The 18999-nt window shown below is 67.9% G+C and carries 14 protein-coding genes; 9 read left to right on the top strand and 5 right to left on the bottom strand.

Features of this window, described 5'->3' with window-relative positions:
* Nucleotides 1–12: 12 nt before the first annotated feature.
* On the bottom strand, nt 13–1428 hold the full coding sequence (locus CXQ90_RS03925) for an NAD(P)H-quinone dehydrogenase (protein ID WP_104137118.1): 1416 nt from the start codon (nt 1426–1428) through the stop codon (nt 13–15).
* 127 nt (nt 1429–1555) lie between these two features.
* On the opposite strand from CXQ90_RS03925, the gene CXQ90_RS03920 reads away from it, so the two are divergent.
* Nucleotides 1556–2374, top strand: coding sequence for a purine-nucleoside phosphorylase (locus CXQ90_RS03920; RefSeq protein WP_104137117.1), 819 nt, complete (start codon nt 1556–1558; stop codon nt 2372–2374).
* Nucleotides 2375–2380: 6 nt separating this feature from the next.
* Here the strand turns inward: CXQ90_RS03920 and CXQ90_RS03915 are convergent, their stop codons facing one another.
* Nucleotides 2381–2872, bottom strand: a complete 492-nt coding sequence (locus CXQ90_RS03915) for an Rrf2 family transcriptional regulator (RefSeq protein WP_104137115.1) — start codon at nt 2870–2872, stop codon at nt 2381–2383.
* A gap of 141 nt (nt 2873–3013) precedes the next feature.
* Here CXQ90_RS03915 and CXQ90_RS03910 point away from each other — a divergent pair, with 141 nt between their 5' ends.
* Nucleotides 3014–4753, top strand: a complete 1740-nt coding sequence (locus tag CXQ90_RS03910) for a phospho-sugar mutase (RefSeq protein WP_104137114.1) — start codon at nt 3014–3016, stop codon at nt 4751–4753.
* 12 nt (nt 4754–4765) lie between these two features.
* Here CXQ90_RS03910 and nirD read toward each other — a convergent pair whose 3' ends face one another.
* Nucleotides 4766–5131, bottom strand: a complete 366-nt coding sequence (nirD, locus tag CXQ90_RS03905) for a nitrite reductase small subunit NirD (RefSeq protein WP_104137112.1) — start codon at nt 5129–5131, stop codon at nt 4766–4768.
* Nucleotides 5132–5423: 292 nt separating this feature from the next.
* Between nirD and nirB the strand changes: the two genes are divergently transcribed.
* From nirB to CXQ90_RS03875, 6 genes are all read left to right on the top strand, one after another.
* Nucleotides 5424–8054 carry a nitrite reductase large subunit NirB gene (gene nirB, locus CXQ90_RS03900; RefSeq protein WP_104137111.1) on the top strand — a complete coding sequence of 877 codons (2631 nt, stop codon included), beginning with the start codon at nt 5424–5426 and terminating at the stop codon, nt 8052–8054.
* Nucleotides 8055–8056: 2 nt separating this feature from the next.
* Complete coding sequence (cobA, locus tag CXQ90_RS03895) at nt 8057–9091, top strand: uroporphyrinogen-III C-methyltransferase (protein WP_104137109.1); 1035 nt, start codon at nt 8057–8059, stop codon at nt 9089–9091.
* Nucleotides 9092–9096: 5 nt separating this feature from the next.
* Complete coding sequence (locus CXQ90_RS03890) at nt 9097–10311, top strand: uroporphyrinogen-III synthase (RefSeq protein WP_258064356.1); 1215 nt, start codon at nt 9097–9099, stop codon at nt 10309–10311.
* 256 nt (nt 10312–10567) lie between these two features.
* Complete coding sequence (locus CXQ90_RS03885; RefSeq protein WP_104137108.1) at nt 10568–11452, top strand: FAD-dependent oxidoreductase; 885 nt, start codon at nt 10568–10570, stop codon at nt 11450–11452.
* 133 nt (nt 11453–11585) lie between these two features.
* Entirely contained in the window at nt 11586–12329 is a 744-nt protein-coding gene (gene deoC / locus CXQ90_RS03880; protein ID WP_181038415.1) for a deoxyribose-phosphate aldolase, read from the top strand.
* A gap of 49 nt (nt 12330–12378) precedes the next feature.
* On the top strand, nt 12379–12606 hold the full coding sequence (locus CXQ90_RS03875) for a hypothetical protein (RefSeq protein ID WP_104137106.1): 228 nt from the start codon (nt 12379–12381) through the stop codon (nt 12604–12606).
* Nucleotides 12607–12755: 149 nt separating this feature from the next.
* Here CXQ90_RS03875 and CXQ90_RS03870 read toward each other — a convergent pair whose 3' ends face one another.
* Both CXQ90_RS03870 and mfd read right to left on the bottom strand, forming a co-directional pair.
* Complete coding sequence (locus tag CXQ90_RS03870) at nt 12756–13580, bottom strand: metal-dependent hydrolase (RefSeq protein WP_181038414.1); 825 nt, start codon at nt 13578–13580, stop codon at nt 12756–12758.
* Nucleotides 13581–13584: 4 nt separating this feature from the next.
* Complete coding sequence (gene mfd / locus CXQ90_RS03865; RefSeq protein WP_104137105.1) at nt 13585–17235, bottom strand: transcription-repair coupling factor; 3651 nt, start codon at nt 17233–17235, stop codon at nt 13585–13587.
* Nucleotides 17236–17443: 208 nt separating this feature from the next.
* Here mfd and CXQ90_RS03860 point away from each other — a divergent pair, with 208 nt between their 5' ends.
* Nucleotides 17444–18976, top strand: coding sequence for an SDR family oxidoreductase (locus CXQ90_RS03860; RefSeq protein WP_181038413.1), 1533 nt, complete (start codon nt 17444–17446; stop codon nt 18974–18976).
* Nucleotides 18977–18999: the final 23 nt, after the last annotated feature.

Here is an 18999-nt window from a genome sequence, read left to right as displayed (position 1 = left end):
GAGCGGCAGCAGCTACATGTGAACGTGCAGGCGCCTTGCCGCTTCGGAGATGGAGCCGCTTAGCGACGGGTACACGGTGAAGGTGCTGGCGACGTCGTCCACGTGCAGTTTCTGCTTGACCGCGATGGAGATCGCGAAAATCAGTTCTGACGCGTTGGGGCCCACCACCACGCCGCCGATCACGGTGCCCGAACCCTTGCGCGCGAAGATCTTGACGAAGCCGTCCTTGTGGTTGCGCATCTTGGCGCGGGCATTGCTCTTCAGGGAGAGCTTCACGATGTCGCCCTGGTACTTGCCGGAGTCGATCTCGGCCTCTGAGACGCCCACGGACGCGATTTCCGGCGACGTGAAGATGTTCGATGCCACCTGGTGCAGCTTGATGGGGGTCACGCCGTCACCGAGGAAGTGCGCAATGGCGATCCTGCCCTGCATGGCCGCAACGGAGGCGAGCGCCAGGACGCCCGTGCAGTCGCCGGCGGCGTAGATGTTGGGGGCGGTGGTGCGGGAGACGCCGTCGACCTTGATGTGGCCGCTCTCGGTCAGCGCAACACCCGCCTCCTCAAGTCCGATCCCGGCGGTGTTGGGGATGGAGCCCACGCAGACCAGGCAGTGGCTGCCGGTCACCTGGGAGCCGTCACCGAGGGTGACCACCACGCCGTCCTCGGTGCGCTCCACGGTCTCGGCCCGGGAGCGGGAAAGCACCTTGACGCCGCGGCGTTCGAAGACTTCCTCCAGCACCTCCGCGGCGTCGGTGTCCGAGCCGGGAAGGACGCGGTCGCGGCTGGAAATCAAGGTGACCTTGGAACCCAGGCCGTTGTACGCCGAGGCGAACTCGGCACCCGTGACGCCGGAGCCAACCACGATCAGTTCCTCGGGCAGCTCGTCCAGGTTGTAGATCTGGGCCCAATTCAGGATCCGCTGGCCGTCGGGCCGGGCGGTGGGCAGTTCGCGCGGGTGGGCGCCCACGGTGAGCAGGATGGCGTCAGCCTCAACGGTTTCGGTGCCGTCGGCGGTCAGGACCTCGATGGTGTGGTTGTCCACCAGCTTGCCGGAACCGATGAGGATGCGGACATTCTGGTGCTCCAGGCCCGCCGTGATGTCCCTCGACTGCTGGCGCGCGAGGCCCAGCAGGCGGTCGTTGATGTGCTTCAGGTCCGCGCGCATGACCGGGACGAAATCCCCGCCGTCGACGTCGAACTTGACCCCCAGCTCCCCCGCTTCGCCGACGCGGGTCATCAGGTCCGCCGTCGCGATCAGGGTCTTGGAAGGCACGACGTCGGTCAGCACCGCGGAGCCGCCGAGGCCGGCGCGCTCAATGATGGTGACTTGCGCCCCCAGGGAGGCGGCCACCATGGCGGCTTCGTAGCCGCCCGGGCCTCCGCCGAGAATTGCGATTCGGGGGGCACTGAAATCAGGATGCATAGTCACAATCAACCATTCTCGCCCATCCCTCGCCCCACCACCAACAGACGCGGGCTGCTCCCGCAGCCCGGCGGTGTGCCCGCTACAGTCGCTTTCGCTGGGCACACCGGCGCCCGCACGATAGCTTGTACCAGTGAGTAACACAGAATTCCTGAACACTGACCCCTTCGAGGCAGCCCGCACGGCCGCCGACTACATCGCAACCGAGACCGGCGTCGAATCGCACGACATCGCCCTGGTCCTGGGCTCCGGGTGGGGCGACGCCGCGGAACTCATCGGCGAGACCACGGCCACCCTGACGGCATCGGAAGTGCCGGGCTTTTCCGCACCGGCGGTGGAAGGCCACGTGGGCACCATCCGCTCGGTCCTGACGCGGGAAGGCAAGCGTGCGCTGGTGCTCGGCGCCCGCACGCACTACTACGAGGGCAAAAACGTCCGTGCGGTTGTCCACGGGGTGCGCACGGCGGCCGCTGCCGGCTGCAAAACCCTGGTGGTCACCAACGGCTGCGGCGGGCTCAACGAAAACTGGACTCCGGGCACGCCCGTGCTCATCAAAGATCACATCAACCTCACCGCGGCATCACCGCTCGAAGGCGCCACGTTCGTGGATCTGACGGATCTCTACTCGTCCCGGATCCGCGGCCTGGCCCGTGAGGTTGACCCTTCCCTGGACGAGGGCGTGTACGCCCAGTTCACCGGGCCCCACTACGAAACCCCTGCCGAAGTGCAGTACGCCAAGCGGATCGGCGCCGACCTCGTCGGCATGTCCACGGCGCTGGAGGCCATCGCAGCGCGCCACGCGGGCATGGAGGTGTTCGGCATTTCGCTGGTCACCAACCTCGCCGCCGGCATCAGCCCCATGCCGCTGAGCCACCAGGAAGTCATCGAGTCCGGCCAGGCCGCCGGCCCGCGGATCTCGAAGCTCCTCGCGGAAATCATCGCCAAGCTCTAGCTGCGGCTACCCCGCGCTGCCCGTCCCCAGGAGGTGCGCCACGGTGTTGGGGCGCGCCTCGGGGAACCTTCGCTCGATGGACTGTGCAATGCCCGCCACGGTCTGCCTGGCAAGTTCAGTCCGCCAGGCCAGCTCGGCGTGGCGCATGGACTGTGAGATCAGGCAGCTCCGGGCGTAGTCCTCATCCATTTCCCCTCCCGGCCCGTTCTTCAGGATGCCATCGCAGCGGAACGCCATCTCCCGGCCTTCGATGGCCACCACCACATCCAGCACCGTGATCCTGTCCGGCCGGCGCGCCAGCTGGAAGCCGCCCTTGGGGCCGGAAACCGAGACCAGAATTCCTGCCCGCACCAGCGCCTGGAGCTGCTTGTTCAGGTAGGCCGGCGGCAGCTTGTACAGCTCCGCCAGCCGAGCACTGCTGATTGACGCATCCCCGGGCAACCAGGCCATGTTCACGCAGCAGTGCAGCGCCCACTCCACGCCCTGGTTCATCTTCATTCCGAGACCGTACGTGTCCGGAATTTTCAATGTCAAGGAACGAATTCTCGCAGTCATGGAGCGGTGGGGCCGGCAAGATATGACCTGGCCGATGGCTGGTCCGGCACCGCTCCCCGCCGCTTTGACGATAGTTTGGTTCCTATGACGTCTTCCGATGCCGACTTCCAGCTGCTCAACGACGCCCGCGCCTGGGCCGCGCAGGATCCGGATCCCGTGACCGCCACCACGCTGACGGAACTCGTCACGCTCACCGAAGCCGGCACGCCGTCAGCGCGCCAGGAACTGGCGGACAGCTTCAACGGAACGCTGGAGTTCGGCACCGCCGGGCTCCGGGCCGCCCTCGGCCCCGGGCCCAACCGGATGAACCGGGTGGTGGTCCGCCGCGCAGCGGCCGGCTTCGCAAGCTTCCTGGCCGGAGCGGTGGCGCAGGCCTCCCCCGGGACCCGGCCGCGCGCCGTCGTCGGCTATGACGCCCGCTACAACTCCGATATCTTCGCCCAAGAGACCGCCGCGATCTTCACCGCGGCCGGGTTCGACACCTTCCTGATGCCGGGCGCGCTGCCCACCCCGCTGCTGGCGTATGCCGTGCGGGCACTGGACTGCGACGGCGGCGTGATGGTCACGGCCAGCCACAACCCGCCGCAGGACAACGGCTACAAGGTCTACCTGGGCCGCCACGCCGTTGAGGAAAGCGGTCGCGGCGCGCAGATCGTGGCCCCGTACGACGCCCTCATCGCAGCGGAGATCGCCAAAGTGGGCGCCCTGGATTCCATCCCGCTGGCCGCCGGCGGATGGACGGTGCTCGACGCCGGCATCGCGCGGGACTACGAGTCCGCCACTGCGGCGCTGGCCAACCGCAGACTCTTTCCGGCCCGTGACCTCAAGATCGTGCTGACGCCCATGCACGGCGTGGGCGGCGAAACCGCCGTGTCCGTCCTCAACGCGGCCGGCTTCACCGACGTCACGTTGGTCAGTGAGCAGGCCGAACCGGACCCGGACTTCCCCACCGTCAGTTTCCCCAACCCCGAGGAGCCCGGGGCCCTGGACCTCGCGCTCGGCGCGGCCATGCAGGCCGACGCCGACATCGTCCTGGCCAACGACCCCGACGCCGACCGCGCCGCAGTCGCCGCCAAGGACCCGGACACGGGGGCATGGCGGATGTTGCGGGGCGATGAAGTGGGCGCCCTGCTGGGGGCACATGTTGTGGCCCGGCTCTCTGCCACCGGCGAGGAAAGGCCCGACGGCGTGCTCGCCAATTCGATCGTGTCGTCGCGGCTGCTCTCACGCATCGCAGCCGCGGCCGGCTATGCGCACGAGGAAACCCTGACGGGTTTCAAGTGGATCTCCCGGGTGCCGGGCCTGCTGTACGGCTACGAGGAAGCGCTGGGTTACTGCGTGGCCCCGGACCTGGTCCGGGACAAGGACGGCATCTCCGCTGCCGTGCTGATCGCGGAACTCGCCGCCACGGCCAAGGCGGACGGGAAAACCATCTTCGACACCCTGGACGAGCTGTACCTGGTCCACGGGCTGCACGCCAGCGACCAGCTGAGCATCCGAGTGGCGGACCTGGGCCTGCTGGATGCCATGATGAACCGGCTGCGGGTCAGTCCGCCCGAATCATTCGGCGGTTCCGGCGTCGAGACGTCCATTGACCTGGCGGAAGGCAGCGAACAGCTGCCGCCGACCGACGGGCTGCTCTACCTGACCCGCGACCTCAGCCGGGTCATCATCCGGCCCAGCGGCACCGAGCCGAAGCTCAAGTGCTACCTGGAGGTGATCCGGAGCGTGGGATCGGCTGCCGAACTGCCCGAAGCCCGGCTGGCCGCGCGGACCGCCCTGGACCACGTCTTGAGCGATGTCCGCGAGGCTTTGGGGCTGTAAGTCAGGGCAGTCCTACAGCTCAACCTCGAGGACGCCGTCCGCGACGCGCGTGTTGAACGTGGCCAGCCGCAGCCCGGGGTTACCGAAGCACTCGCCGGTCTCGAGGTCGTAGACCTCCTTGTGCAGCGGCGATGCAATGGTGGGACGCGTGCCGCGGGATCCGAGGATGCCGCGGGCCATCACGAAGGCACCGGTGGCCGGGTCCTCCTGCGCCACGGCGAAGACCTCACCGGCGCCGGTGCGGAAAAGCGCCACCTGAAGGCCGGCGATCAGTGCCGCTTCGCCCCAGGCGATCTCCAGGTCATCCACGGCGCAGACCTGGTGCCAGCCCGCGGCGTACTCGGTGGCCAGATCCTCAAGTTCCAGTGTTGCCGTCATGTCGGCTCCTCTCCCTTTTTCCTGCTTCCCGGCGGTAGGCCGGTTCCGCGAGGCGTATGTCCGCCTGCTTCAGCCGCCAGTGCGGCCGTATATCCAAGCTAGGCGGCAGGTGTTTCAAAGGGGTGCAGTCAATGTGTCCGGAACGTAAAAGACACCTCACCTGACCCGAAATGTGTTCGTGATGCAGAAGTTAAGTTCACGAAACATAAGGGAAACTGAAGCGAAATTCCCTTTGCCTAGTCTGGATGGACAAGCTGCAGAGCACCGTCTGCGGCCCAGCGAAAGGCCCACAGTGACCGAACAGACTTCAAGCACAGAGACACCACGCCGCATCGTGGTCGCCGGCGGCGGCCCCGCAGCCCACCGTTTTGCCGACGCCATGCATGCACGTGGCCTCGAAGGCTGGCAGGTAACTGTTCTCACCGAGGAAGCGCACCTGCCCTATGACCGCGTTGCCCTGAGCAAGGCCCTCACGGACAGCACCGTTGACCTCACGCTTGGCGCTGCGTCCATGTGGGACCACGACGCACTCAACCTCAAGACCGGCGAGCGCGTGGTGAAGATCGACACCGCGGGCAAGACCGTTGAAACCGCAGCCGGCAGCACGTACGAATACGACGAACTGGTGGTTGCCACCGGTTCGGATGCAGCCAGGCTCCCGATCCCCGGCGCCGAGCACGTGCATGTATACCGCACACTCGAAGACGTCTGGGCGATCAACAAGTCGATCACCGAGCTCACCGAGAAGCTCGGCCGCAAGATCAACGCCGTCACCATCGGTGGCGGCCTCCTGGGCCTTGAATCCGCGGCCGGCACCGAACAGCTCGGCGCGACCCCGGTCGTCATCAACGGCGCCCCCTGGCTCATGAACACCCAGCTCGACGAAGGCGCCGGCCAGGCGCTGGGCCGGTTGATCGAGGCCAAGGGCTTCGAAGTCCACGGCGGTGTGTTCCCCTCCGAAATCCTCGCGGACGGCGACGGCCAGGTCACCGGTGTGCTGATGGCCGACGGCCGCACCATCGCGGCCGACCTCGTGGTTGTTGCCATCGGCGTCAAGCCCCGCGACGAACTCTTCCGCGCTGCCGCGGGTGAGGAACCCCAGTTCGATCTGGGCCCCCGCGGCGGCGTGGTCATCAACGACGACTGCTCCACCCAGGTGCCGGGCATTTGGGCCATCGGTGAAGTGGCCAACTTCGGCGGCATGTGCCTGGGCCTCGTGGCTCCGGCAAACACCATGGCCGAGATCGTGGCCGACCGCCTGCACGGCGGCCAGGCAACCTTCCCGGGCTTTGACACCGCCACCAAGCTCAAGCTGTCCGGCGTGGACGTGGCCAGCTTCGGCGATGCGTTCGCCAGGACCGAGCACGCCCTCGAAATTGTCTACGCAGACCCCGCCCGCGGCGTCTACCAGAAGATCGTCACCACGGACGACGCCAAGACCCTCCTCGGCGGCATCTTCGTGGGCGACGCCACTCCGTACACGAGCCTTCGCCCGCTCCTGGGCCGTGAACTCGCGGCAGAACCCGGCGCGTACCTGACCGCGGCCGGCGGCGGCGACGCCCCGGACACCGAGCTGCCGGACGACGCCATCCTGTGTTCCTGCAACAACGTGTCAGCGGGAACCATCCGCGACACCGTCAACGGCTGCGGCGCCTGCGACGGCAACGCCCCCGTCCAGGAACTGGGCGAGCTGAAGGGCTGCACCCGAGCCGGAACCAGCTGCGGTTCCTGCGTGCCGATGCTCAAGAAGCTGCTGGAAACCGAGCTCACCAAGTCCGGCGTCGAAGTTTCGAAGGCGCTGTGCGAGCACATCGAGCTGTCCCGCCAGGAACTGTTCGACGCGATCCGCGTCCTGGAACTGACCTCCTTCGAAGAGATCATGGCCAAGTACGGCACCGGCGCAGGCTGCGACATCTGCAAGCCCACCATCGCCAACATCCTTGCCAGCCAGAACAGCGCCTACGTGCTCGACGCCGGCCGCGGAACCCTGCAGGACACCAACGACCGCGCGCTGGCCAACATGCAGAAGGACGGCACCTACTCGGTGGTTCCCCGCATCGCCGGCGGTGAAATCACGCCGAAGAAGCTCGGCGTGATCGCTGCGGTCGCCGAACAGTACGGCCTGTACACCAAGATCACCGGCGGCCAGCGGATCGACATGTTCGGCGCCCGGCTGGAGCAGCTTCCGGAGATCTGGAAGCAACTGGTGGATGCCGGCTTCGAATCCGGCCAGGCCTACGGCAAGAGCCTCCGTACGGTGAAGTCCTGCGTCGGTTCCACCTGGTGCCGGTTCGGCGTGCAGGACTCGGTGGCCATGGCCATCCAGCTGGAGCTGCGCTACCGCGGCCTCCGCAGCCCGCACAAGCTCAAGATGGGCGTCTCCGGCTGTGCCCGCGAATGCGCCGAGGCCCGCGGCAAGGACGTCGGCGTGATCGCCACCGCTGACGGCTGGAACCTCTACGTCGGCGGCAACGGCGGTGCCACCCCGGCCCACGCCCAGCTCCTGGCCAAGGACCTCGACGACGAGACACTGATCAAGTACATCGACCGCTACTTCATGTACTACATCCGCACCGCCGACCGCCTGCAGCGCACCGCACGGTGGCAGGAAGAGCTCGACGGCGGCATCAAGCACGTCGAAGACGTGGTGGTCAAGGACACCCTGGGCATCGCCGAGGAACTCGAGGCGGCCATGGCCAAGCATGTTGACACGTACGTCGACGAGTGGGCAGATACTCTGAAGGATCCCGAGCGCCTGCGCCGGTTCCGCTCCTTCGTCAACGCTCCCGACCAGAAGGACGACTCCATCACCTTCGTCCCCGACGAGCGCGGCCAGATGCGCCCGGCCACGGCAGAAGAAAAGGGAAAGGTCCTGATCGGGGCCTCCATCCCGATGAGGCCCCGCGATGAGAACGAGGTATAGGCATGCAGCTCAGCATTGATCTCACCGGACGCGACGTCCTGGTCACCGGCTCCGACCACGCCGCGCGCCAGGCGGTGCGCCGCTACGAAGCCGCAGGCGCCGTCGTCTTCCGCCTCAGCGCTCCGCAGGGAGCCGGGCACGACGGCCCACTGCCCGAGCGCCCGTTCCTCGTCGCCGCGATCGACGACGGCCAGCCCGGCTGGGAGGCCCTGCTGGACAGGTGCCGCGCAACCGGCATTCCGGTCGCCGCCGAACCGGCAGCCGGCCCGATCGGCCACGTCACGCTGGTTGGCGGCGGCCCGGGCACCACCGAGCTGCTCACAGTTGCTGCCGTCAACGCCCTGCGGGATGCCGACGTCGTGTTCTACGACCGTCTGGCCCCCTACCAGGAGTTGCCGTCCCTGACGTCGGCCGAACTCATTGACGTGGGCAAGCGCCCGGGGCACCACAAGGTCAGCCAGGGCGACATCGAGAAGCTCATGGTGGAGAGCGCCCTCGCCGGAAACAACGTGGTCCGCCTCAAGGGCGGGGACCCGTACGTCTTCGGCCGCGGCGGCGAGGAAGTTGCCTCCTGCGTCGCCGCCGGCGTTCCCGTCCGGGTGATTTCCGGCGTCACGAGTGCCATCTCCGTTCCGGCCGCGGCCGGCATCCCGGTGACGCACCGCGAGGTCAGCCACATGTTCACCGTGGTCTCCGGCCACGCACCGCTGACTGAGAAGGAACTCACCCACCTGGCCGGCCTGGGCGGCACCATCGTGGTCCTCATGGGCATCGGAACTCTGCACCACCTTGCCGCAGGCCTGCGCCGTGCCGGCATGCGCGCCGACATGCCCATGGCCGTGGTGGAGCGGGGCTACCGTCCCGGGCAGCGGACCACCATCGCGGAGCTGGGCACCATTGCCAGCGCCGCTGCCGGCTGCAGCAACCCTGCCGTCCTGGTGATCGGCGAGGTGGTGCGCGTGGCTGAGGCCAACCGAGGGCATGCCGAGGCCGCCGCGGATCTTGACCGCCTGGCGGCCTCGCTGCTGGGTTCGTGACCGACATGAGCGCACTGAACGCCCTGGCCCCCGCAACGGGCCCAACATCGAAACCCGCCCGCTCCTCAACCGCAGCGACGGGACCCGACGGCTCGGAGCCGCGGGAGGCAGCCGCCCCGGAAACGGCCGAGGCTCCCCTGGAAGGCTTCCGGATCGGCGTCACTTCGCACCGCCGTTCCCGCGACCTCATCGAGGCACTGGAACGCCGCGGCGCTGAAGTGCTGCACGCGCCGGCGCTGAAGATTGCGCCGGTGAACGAGGACATCAGCCTCATTGAGGACACCAAGGCGATCATCGCCGCCAAGCCCGACCTGTGCATCGCCACCACGGCGTACGGCATGCGCCGCTGGTGCGAGGCGGCGGACGCTTCCGGCATCGGCGAGGAGCTCCTGGAAACCCTGGGCGCCTGCCGCATGTTCGTCCGCGGGCCCAAAGCCCGCGGCGCGGTCCGCGCGGCCGGGCTTGCCGACGTCGGAATCAGCAGCGACGAAACCACCGCGACGCTGGTGGACATGCTGCTGGCCGAGGGGGTGCGCGGCAAGACCGTGGCCGTGCAGCTGCACGGTTACACGGACGTCCGCCAGCTCGAACGCCTCCGGATGTCCGGCGCCACCGTCCTGACCGTCACCCCGTACCGGTGGGTCAAGCCCGACGGCGCCGATCGCCTTCCGCGGCTGATCGAGGCCGCCTGCAGCGGCAACCTGGACGTCCTGACGTTCACCAGCGCCCCGGCAGTGGACGCCATGTGGAGCACGGCGCACGAGATGGGACTGTACAAGCAGCTCGTGGAGAGCCTGCAGACCACCGTCACCACCGCCGTCGTCGGTCCTGTGACCGCGCAGCCGCTGCTGGATGCCGGGATCCATCCCCTGGTTCCTGAGCGGTTCCGGATGGGTGCGCTGATCCGGCTCGTCTGCGAACACCTCGCCCTCAACCACGTCCGCCGGCTGGAAACACGCTCCGGCAGTGTGGAGCTGCGCGGCCGTTCACTGCGGATCGACGGCGAGCTCGTGGAAGTGGCCCCGGCGCCGCTCCTGCTCCTGCGCGCGCTCCTGGGCGCCGGCGGGGCGGTGCTCTCCCGTGAGTCGCTCTCCGAACTCCTGGAACTTCGCGGCTCAGTGCACGCCCTGGACATGACGGTGAGCCGGCTGCGTTCTTCCCTGCCGGACGGCAGCCTGGTGGAGACCGTGGTCAAGCGCGGCTACCGGATCCGCGTCTAGCGCCACCAGCAAGCAGCACCACGGCTGTCCTCCGCGCAACGCGGGGTCTTCCGGTTCCATCCCGGCCTGCGGATGGAACCGGAACGGCCCCGCGTTTTGCTGTATTACCGGCGGGTAAAAACTGGCGAACGGCCAGGGACATTTCCGCAACAGACGGGAAACAAGGGCGTAAAGCCGCCCGCTTACAGTGGTCCCATCAGCACAACAGGGCCCGAGATCCGGCCCGCCTGGTGCAGCTTTTTGAAAGGGCCCGCACATGTCCGCTCCGGCACAGCTTCCCGTCATCCCCACAGCACGCACCTCCGACCCCGCACCGGAGGCAGCACCGAAGATCCTCATCGCCGGGGCAGGCCCCGCCGCCCAGGCCCTGGTCACCCAGCTCGCCGCCGCACGGTTCGCCGGAACGGTCACCGTCCTGAGCAGCCGGGACGACGCGCCGGAGGAGCTGCTCGAACTCGCCGCACTGCCGTTCGTCTCCGTGCGCTTCGGCCAGCCTGCCAGCCACATCGACGCCGAAGCCCGCGTGGTGACCACGGCCGACGGCATGGAGTTCAGCTACGACCAGCTGGTCATCGCCACCGGCTCCGCCCCAGTCCACTCCCCCGTCACCGGCTCCGGCCGCTGCCTCAGCTATTCCACGATCGATGACGCCGCGAAGATCGGCGACGCCGTCAAGGAGGTCACCCGTGTCCTCGGGCGGCGGCCCCTGGGAATCCTCGTTGGCACCGGCCCCGCCGCCGGCCAGGCCGAGGCAGTGCTGCGTGCCAAGGGCGTCCGCCCCGTGCGCACCACGGCCCGCCCCGCAGCGGTGGTGCCCACCCTGGCCGGCTCCGTCCTTGCGGCCGCCGGAGTCGTATTCGAGGACGGCAGCCGGATGAACGGCGACCTCGTGGTCCTCGCAGAGGACAGGGTCCCGCGGGACAGCCTGGCCGCCAGCGCAGGGGTAAGGACCGCCGAGTCCGGCGGTGTGGTGGTCGGCCGGGACTTCCGTTCTTCCGTGCCGGGTATCTGGGCCATCGGCGATGCGGCGTCGTTCGACGGCGTGCGACTGGGGCTGCTGGTGGCCTCCGGTTCCGCTGCAGGAGTCTGCGCTGCACAGCTTATGGCGGTTCCCGCCGCGAGGCTGGCTGCAGCCGCCTAACCCGCGGCAGCAGCCCGGTGCCGTGACCGCCCCGTGACCCACGCTGTGGTCCCCGCGCTGTGGCAAGATGGTCACGCAAGGACCGCGACCACCGCGGCATCTGCGGCCCACAAGGCCAACGGAAAGGACCAGCATGAGCAACGAAGCCAGCCCCGGAGCGGGCACCGCGACAAGCCCCACAGGGACCCCCGCTACCGGTGCCCAAGCGTCCAATATCGCCTCCTTCATCGACCACACGCTGCTCAAGCCGGAGGCCAACGAGGCGGAAATCCTCAAAGTCTGTGCCGAGGCCACCGAATACAAGTTCAAATCGGTGTGCGTGAACCCCGTCTGGGTCAAGACGGTTAAAAAGGCGCTCAAGGGCTCGGGCGTACTGACATGCTCCGTGGTCGGTTTCCCCCTGGGCGCCACGCCCAGCGACGTCAAGGCCTTCGAAGCCCGCGGCGCCGTGCTCGACGGCGCGGACGAAGTCGACATGGTCATCAACATCGCCGCGGCCCGCGCCTCCGACAAAGGCACCCTCGTGGACGACATCAAGGCTGTGGCAGACGCCGTGCACGGCGGGGAGGCAATCCTGAAGGTCATCATCGAGACCGCCCTCCTGAACGACGACCAGAAGGTCCTCGCGTGCCAGGCGGCTGTGGAGGCCGGTGCCGACTTCGTCAAGACGTCAACGGGCTTCAACGGCGGCGGCGCCACCGCCGAGGACATCGCCCTCATGCGCCGGACCGTGGGTCCGGACCTGGGCGTCAAGGCCTCTGGCGGGGTGCGTTCCCTGGCCGACGCACAGGCTATGATTGCTGCAGGTGCAACACGTATTGGTGCCAGCTCCGGAATTGCGATCGTCAAGGGCGAACAGGGTTCGTCCGCATACTGATCCGCCGAAGCCGCCACAGTTTGAGCCCCGCGGGGCCGAGGAGGAACGAATGTCCAGCAAGTCCGAGACGCAGACACCCCAGAATGAGAACAGCCTGGTCACCAGCATTGTTCTCTTCGCAGTGATGATGGCCCTGTTCCTGGGCTCCATCTACTCGCTGTCCTTCCTGACGCTGGAGAACCCCTGGCCGATGGCTGTCTGCCTTGGCCTGTTCGCCCTCGCGTTCTGGATCCCGCAGACCATCCTGGGCCGCTCGGACTCCGCCGGCGAGTACTAAGCCGCCGGCTGTGTACACAGCCGAAATTCTTAGAGCAGTCAAAGCGTAAGAGCAGCTGAAGCTCCGGACCCGGTCCGGAGCTTCAGCTGTTTAAGTATGCACGGCGGTCAGGCCGCCGCGGGGTCATCCCGTCGTGTCCTGTCAGCCCGTTACAGCAAGCCCAGCAGGCTGTTGGCCAGCCTGGCAGCCAGCGCCAGAGCGGCCGGAAAGTGGGCGCCTGCCAGTGACCACGCAGCCATGCACATGCCCACCATGGCGTAGCTGCTCACCGGAATCAGCACGAGCCATTCCCGCCGCGAGCCGGCCCGGCCCAGGATCGGAATGGACAGCGCGCCGTTGGGCCGCCAGAACGTCTTCAGCACAGGCAGCCGGCGCAGGAACTTGGGCGGCCTGATCACCAGCGGCCACAGGAGGGGCACTCCCCCGGTGGTCACCAGGTCACCCACAATGTGGACCACGACGCCGATCAGCATGGACACGGGCAGCCAGGTCCACTGGTCGGGCGCGAACCAGGTCACCAGGCCGGCCATGGTCAGGGCAAAGATCCAGTTGCTGATGAAGCCCGACTTCGGGAACAGCTTGAGCGCCTTGGCGGCTATGTTGATCATGAACATGCACAGCAGCCCGGCGCCCACGGACAGCAGTCCCCAGTCGGTCTGCACCTGGATCTGCCCGGCCATCGTGGCCAGCAGCACGAAAAACGCGCCTCCGAGCAGCGAGTGCGTGCCCTGGCGGTGACCGCCGCTGGCGTTCTCGATACCCACGGCAATCACGTTGGACAGCGGCGGCAGCGAGTGCGCGATGGTGCTGGAGCGGTGGTCCCAGTCGCAGACCAAGGCGGTGCCCGCCGTCGCCATTCCGCCGATCAGGATGCCCGTGGCGTCCAGCGGATACCAGCCCAGGGTGTACGGCCCCGTCGAGGCAACGGCTACCCACGCCGCGGCTCCCGACGCGGCGTGGTGTCCTCCCATCATCCGGCTAGCTCCCCGTCGGTGAGACGGATAGAGGCGCGTCGGAGAAGATGTTGCGGATCACGCCGTTGGCCCACTCCAGGATCTCGGCGTCCTGGAGGTCCCGGCCGCCGATCTTCGCCGTCTTCGGCTTGGGGATGAGCACGGCGTCGAGCGCCGGCTTCGACTGGGCGCCCGGGTACATGCGGTTCAGGCGCATGGTCTTGGACTCCGGAAGCTGTGCGGGCGAGAACTTGATGAAGTTGCCCTGCAGTGCGACGTCGGACAGGCCGGCCTCCCGGGCACCCACCCGGAACCGTGCCACTGCCACCAGGTTCTGCGCGGGCAGCGGCGGCTCCCCGTAACGGTCCACGAGCTCGGCCAGCACTTCGTCGATCGCTTCATGGGTGATGGCCGCAGCCAGCTTGCGGTAGGCCTCCAGCCGGAGGCGCTCACCCGGAACGTAGTCGTGCGGCAGGTGCGCGTTGACCGGAAGCTCGATCTTCATCTCCGCGGCCTTTTCCTCGGCCTCGCCGCGGTAGTCCGCCACCGCCTCGCCCACCAGCCGGATGTAGAGGTCGAAGCCCACGCCCTGGATATGGCCGGACTGTTCGCCGCCCAGCAGGTTGCCGGCGCCGCGGATTTCGAGGTCCTTCATGGCCAGCTGCATGCCGGCACCGAGCTCGTTGTGCGTGGCCACGGCCTTCAGGCGTTCGAGTGCCACTTCACCCAAGGGCTTTTCCGACGGATACAGGAAGTAGGCGTAGGCCCGCTCGCGTCCGCGGCCCACGCGGCCGCGCAGCTGGTGGAGCTGCGAGAGCCCGTACTTGTCCGCTCCGTCCACAATCAGTGTGTTGGCGTTGGAAATATCCAGCCCGGTTTCGATGATGGTGGTGCAGACCAGCACATCGAAGCGCTTCTCCCAGAAGTCCACGATGATCTGCTCCAGCCGGCTCTCCGACATCTGCCCGTGCGCCACCTCAACCCTGGCCTCGGGCACCAGCTCGCGGATCTTGGCGGCGGTCCGCTCGATCGTGGAAACGCGGTTGTGCACGAAGAACACCTGGCCCTCGCGCATGAGTTCGCGGCGTACTGCGGCGGAGGTCTGCTTGTCCGTGTAGGGCCCCACGTAGGTCAGCACCGGGTGCCGTTCCTCCGGCGGCGTGGCGAGGGTGGAGGTTTCCCGGATGCCCGTCAGGGACATCTCCAGGGTCCGGGGAATCGGGGTGGCGCTCATGGCAAGGACGTCCACATTGGTGCGCATCTTCTTCAGCGCTTCCTTGTGCTCCACGCCGAAGCGCTGCTCCTCGTCCACGATCACCAGGCCCAGGTCCTTGAACGCGAAGTCCTTGGAGAGCAGCCGGTGCGTGCCGATCACCACGTCCACGGTCCCGTTCTTCACGCCCTCGGCCGTTTCCTTCGCCTCCTTCGACGCCTGGAACCGGGACAGCGGCCGCACCTTCAGCGGGAAGCCGGAGAATCGCTCGGTGAACGTCTCGTAGTGCTGCTGTGCGAGCAGGGTGGTGGGCACCAGCACGGCCACCTGCTTGCCGTCCTGCACGGCCTTGAACGCGGCCCGCACGGCGATTTCGGTCTTGCCATAGCCAACATCGCCGGACACGAGGCGGTCCATGGGGATCTCCCGCTCCATGTCAGCCTTTACCTCGTTGATGGTGGTGAGCTGGTCCGGCGTCTCCACATAGGGGAATGCCTCCTCGAGCTCGCGCTGCCAGGGAGTGTCTGGTCCGAACGCGTGGCCGCGGGAGGCCATCCTGGCCGAATAGAGCCGGATGAGCTCGCCGGCGATTTCCTTGACCGCCTTGCGCGCCTTGGACTTGGTGCTGGCCCAGTCAGAGCCTCCCATCTTGCTCAGCACAGGGGTGTCGCCGCCCACATAGCGCGTCACCTGGTCCAGCTGGTCGGTGGGGACGAAGAGCCTGTCCCCGGGCGCTCCGCGCTTGGAGGGCGCGTATTCCAGCACCAGGTACTCGCGGACGCCGTCCCCGCCGCCGGCCACCTTACGCTGGATCAGTTCGATGAACCTGCCGATGCCGTGCTGTTCGTGGACGACGTGGTCCCCCGCCAGCAGCTGCAGCGGGTCCACGGCGTTCCGCCGCTTGGACGGCATGCGGCGCATGTCCTTCGTGGAGCCCGCGGAGGTGCGTCCCAGCAGGTCGGCCTCCGTCAGCAGCCCGGTTTTCAGCCCGTCCAGGACAAAACCGCGTCCGACGGCGGCCGTGGTCACCTCGATGATGCCCGCCTGGGGTTCGTGGTCCAGGGAGTCCACGCGGGCGCACGGGATATCGGCGTCGTGGAAGAGCTCAGCCAGGCGCTGCGCCGGCCCGGGCCCTTCCGTGGCCACCACTATGCGCCACTGGTCCCGCACGTGGGAACCGATGAAGTCCATCATTTCGGCTACGTCGCCCTGGTAGCCCCGGGGTTCACGGGCATGGAGGTTAAGCACGTTGATGTCCGGCGTGAGTTCCTCATCGGTGGCCAGCGAGGTGATGGACCACCAGGACACCTCATGGCCCAAGGCCGCGGAACGGGTCTCGGTCAGCGAGCGGAAGCTGGCGGAGTGCAGCGCCGCCGAGGCCTGGGAGCTGAGATCCAAAGGTGCCGTGCCGCCGTCGGACGCCGTGGACCATGCCGCTTCCAGGAACTCCTCGTTGGTGGCGGCGAGGTCGTGCGCCCGGGTCCGGACCTTCTCCGGTTCTATGACCACCGAAACGGACCCGGCGGGGAGCTGCTTCATGAACGGCACCATGGCGTCCACCAGCACCGGGGCCAGCGATTCCATGCCTTCGACGGCAATGCCGCCGGCGATCTTTTCCAGCATGTCCGCGGCGGCCGGTAGCTGCGATTTCAGCGTGGCTGCCCGGGACATCACGGAGGGGGTGATCAGGATTTCGCGGCACGGCGGGGCGTGGAGTTCTGTGGGGTGGTGCAGGCCGGGCGAGGCCAGCGAGCGCTGGTCGGCGACGGCGAACCAGCGCATCTGGTCCACCTCGTCGCCAAAGAATTCCACCCGGATGGGGTGGTCCTCGGTGGGCGGGAAGACGTCCAGCATGCCGCCGCGGACGGCGAACTCGCCCCGCCGGGTCACCATGTCCACCCGGGCGTAGGCGGCGGCGGCGAGACTCTTGACCACGCTGCTGAAGGGGGCCTCCTGGCCCACTTTCAGGGTGACCGGTACCAGTTCACCCAGGCCGGCCACGATCGGCTGGACCACGGCGCGAACGGGTGCCACCACCACCCGCAGGGGTCCCGCCGTCGTACTTTCCGGATGCGCCAGCCGGCGCAGCACCGAAAGACGCCGGCCCACGGTGTCCGACCGCGGCGACAACCGCTCGTGCGGCAGCGTTTCCCAGCTGGGGAACTCGGCCACCGCGTCGGCCGGCAGGTAGGCCCGCAGGGCCGCCGTCAGGTCCTCCGCCTCGCGCCCGGTGGCGGTGACGGCCAGGACCACGCCGGGCGCGCTATCCCCGCCCTGTGCCTGTGCCAGCCCGTCCGCCATCTCCGCCAGCAGCACCGCGCGCAGACCCGCGGGGGCACTGATCTGGTAGTCCTCGCTGCGAACGCCGAAGCTCCTCGCCGCTTCGGCCTGAACGCGGGCGAAAGTCTTGTCTGCGGCGAGGATGCGGCGCAGGCCGGTGAGGGACGGGCCGGTGGGGCTCATGGCTGGATCTCCTGGGGTATTCACTTGGAACGCAGGCAACACGAAAACCCGAAATTCGCGAGAATACCGGGAGTTCCCAGCCTACCCCCGCAGCCGCAGGGCGGCATCCGGGCGTCAGAGGCGGCCGCCGGCGTCACGGCGCCCCGTTGCTAAGCTTGCTTGGCAGATGAAGCTGGCCCGGCACTGCAGCCATCCTAAGGAGACTCCCATGAGCGACCACACCGGAAATGACAGCAGGACGGTGCTGGTCACAGGCGCCACAGGATATATCGGCGGTCGGCTGGTCCCGCGGCTGCTCGACGCGGGGCACCGCGTGAAAGTGCTTGTCCGGTCCCCGGAGAAAATCGCCGGCGTGCCCTGGTTCGACGACGTGGAGGTGGTGCGCAGCAGCCTCGACGACGCCGCTGCCCTGCAGGATGCCCTGAAGGGCGTCGACGTCCTGTATTACCTGGTCCACTCGATGGCGGCCGGGTCTGGCTTCGAGGCCAAGGAAAAATCCATGGCCGAGCTCGTGGCGAAGGCCGCAGCTGCGGCCGATGTGCAGCGGATCGTCTACCTCGGCGGCCTGCACCCGCACGACACCGAGCTGTCCACGCACATGCGCTCCCGCGATGCGGTGGGCAAGGTGTTCCTGTCCGGCCCGGTGGACGCAGTGGTGTTCCAAGCCGGCGTGGTAATCGGCTCGGGCTCGGCATCGTTCGAGATGATCAGGCACCTCGCCGAGACGCTTCCCCTCATGCCCGCACCCAGCTGGGTGCGGAACCGCATCGAGGCCATCGCCGTCCGGGACGTGCTGCATTACCTGGTGGGAGCCGCCTCACTGCAGGAGCGGCTCAACCGGACTTTCGATATCGGTTCCAGGGACGTGCTGAGCTACGCCGGCATGATGCAGGAGTACGCAGCCGAGGCCGGCCTGCCGCACCGCCTGGTCCTGGCGCTGCCCATCCCGGCGCCCCGGCTGGCCGGCCTGTGGGTGGCGCTGGTCACCCCGATTCCGCTGTCCATGTCCGTCCCGCTGGTGCAGTCGCTGCAGCACGACGCCGTCTCGGCCGAACACGACATCGACAACTACATCAAACAGCCCGACGGCGGCCTGACCGGCTACCGCAAGGCCGTTGCCCTCGCGCTGGGCAAGGAACGCGACGCGCAGGTGGAAACCACTTGGGCCAGCGCCGGCGTGGATGCCGATCCGCTGCCGAGCGATCCCGAATGGGCCGGCCACAAGGTTTACGTGGATGAGCGGACCTTCCACGGCGACGTCGACCCTGCGCATGTGTGGACCGTCATCGAGGGCATCGGCGGCAAGAACGGCTGGTATTCCCTGCCCCTCGCATGGAGCGTCCGCGGCTGGCTCGACAAGCTTTCGGGCGGCGCCGGCCTGCTTCGGGGCCGGCGGCACCCCCACCACCTCGTCTCCGGCGAAGTGGTGGACTGGTGGCGGGTGGAGCGGATCGAGCGCGGCCACCTGCTCCGGTTGCGGGCCGAGATGCGCGCGCCGGGCCGTGCCTGGCTTGAGCTGTCAGTGGAACCCGACGGTGCCGGTAGCCGGTACCGTCAGCGGGCCATCTTCTTCCCCAAGGGACTCAGCGGCCGGCTCTACTGGCTGGCAGTCCTGCCGTTCCACAGCCTCATCTTTCCGGCCATGTCGCGCAACATCACCGCAGCGGCCAGGAAGATCGCCGCTGCGGAAAAGTCCGGCGACGGGCGGCCCGGTGACAAGGAGACACAGGCAAGCCCGTAGGATGTTGGGAGCAAAAAGCGTTC

It is taken from the genome of Arthrobacter sp. ZGTC131 (assembly GCF_002929275.1).
In the GTDB taxonomy this organism is placed as follows: Bacteria; Actinomycetota; Actinomycetes; order Actinomycetales; family Micrococcaceae; genus Arthrobacter.
The sequence above is the reverse complement of the archived record's forward strand: the minus strand, read 5'-3'. Positions and strand labels throughout refer to the sequence as shown.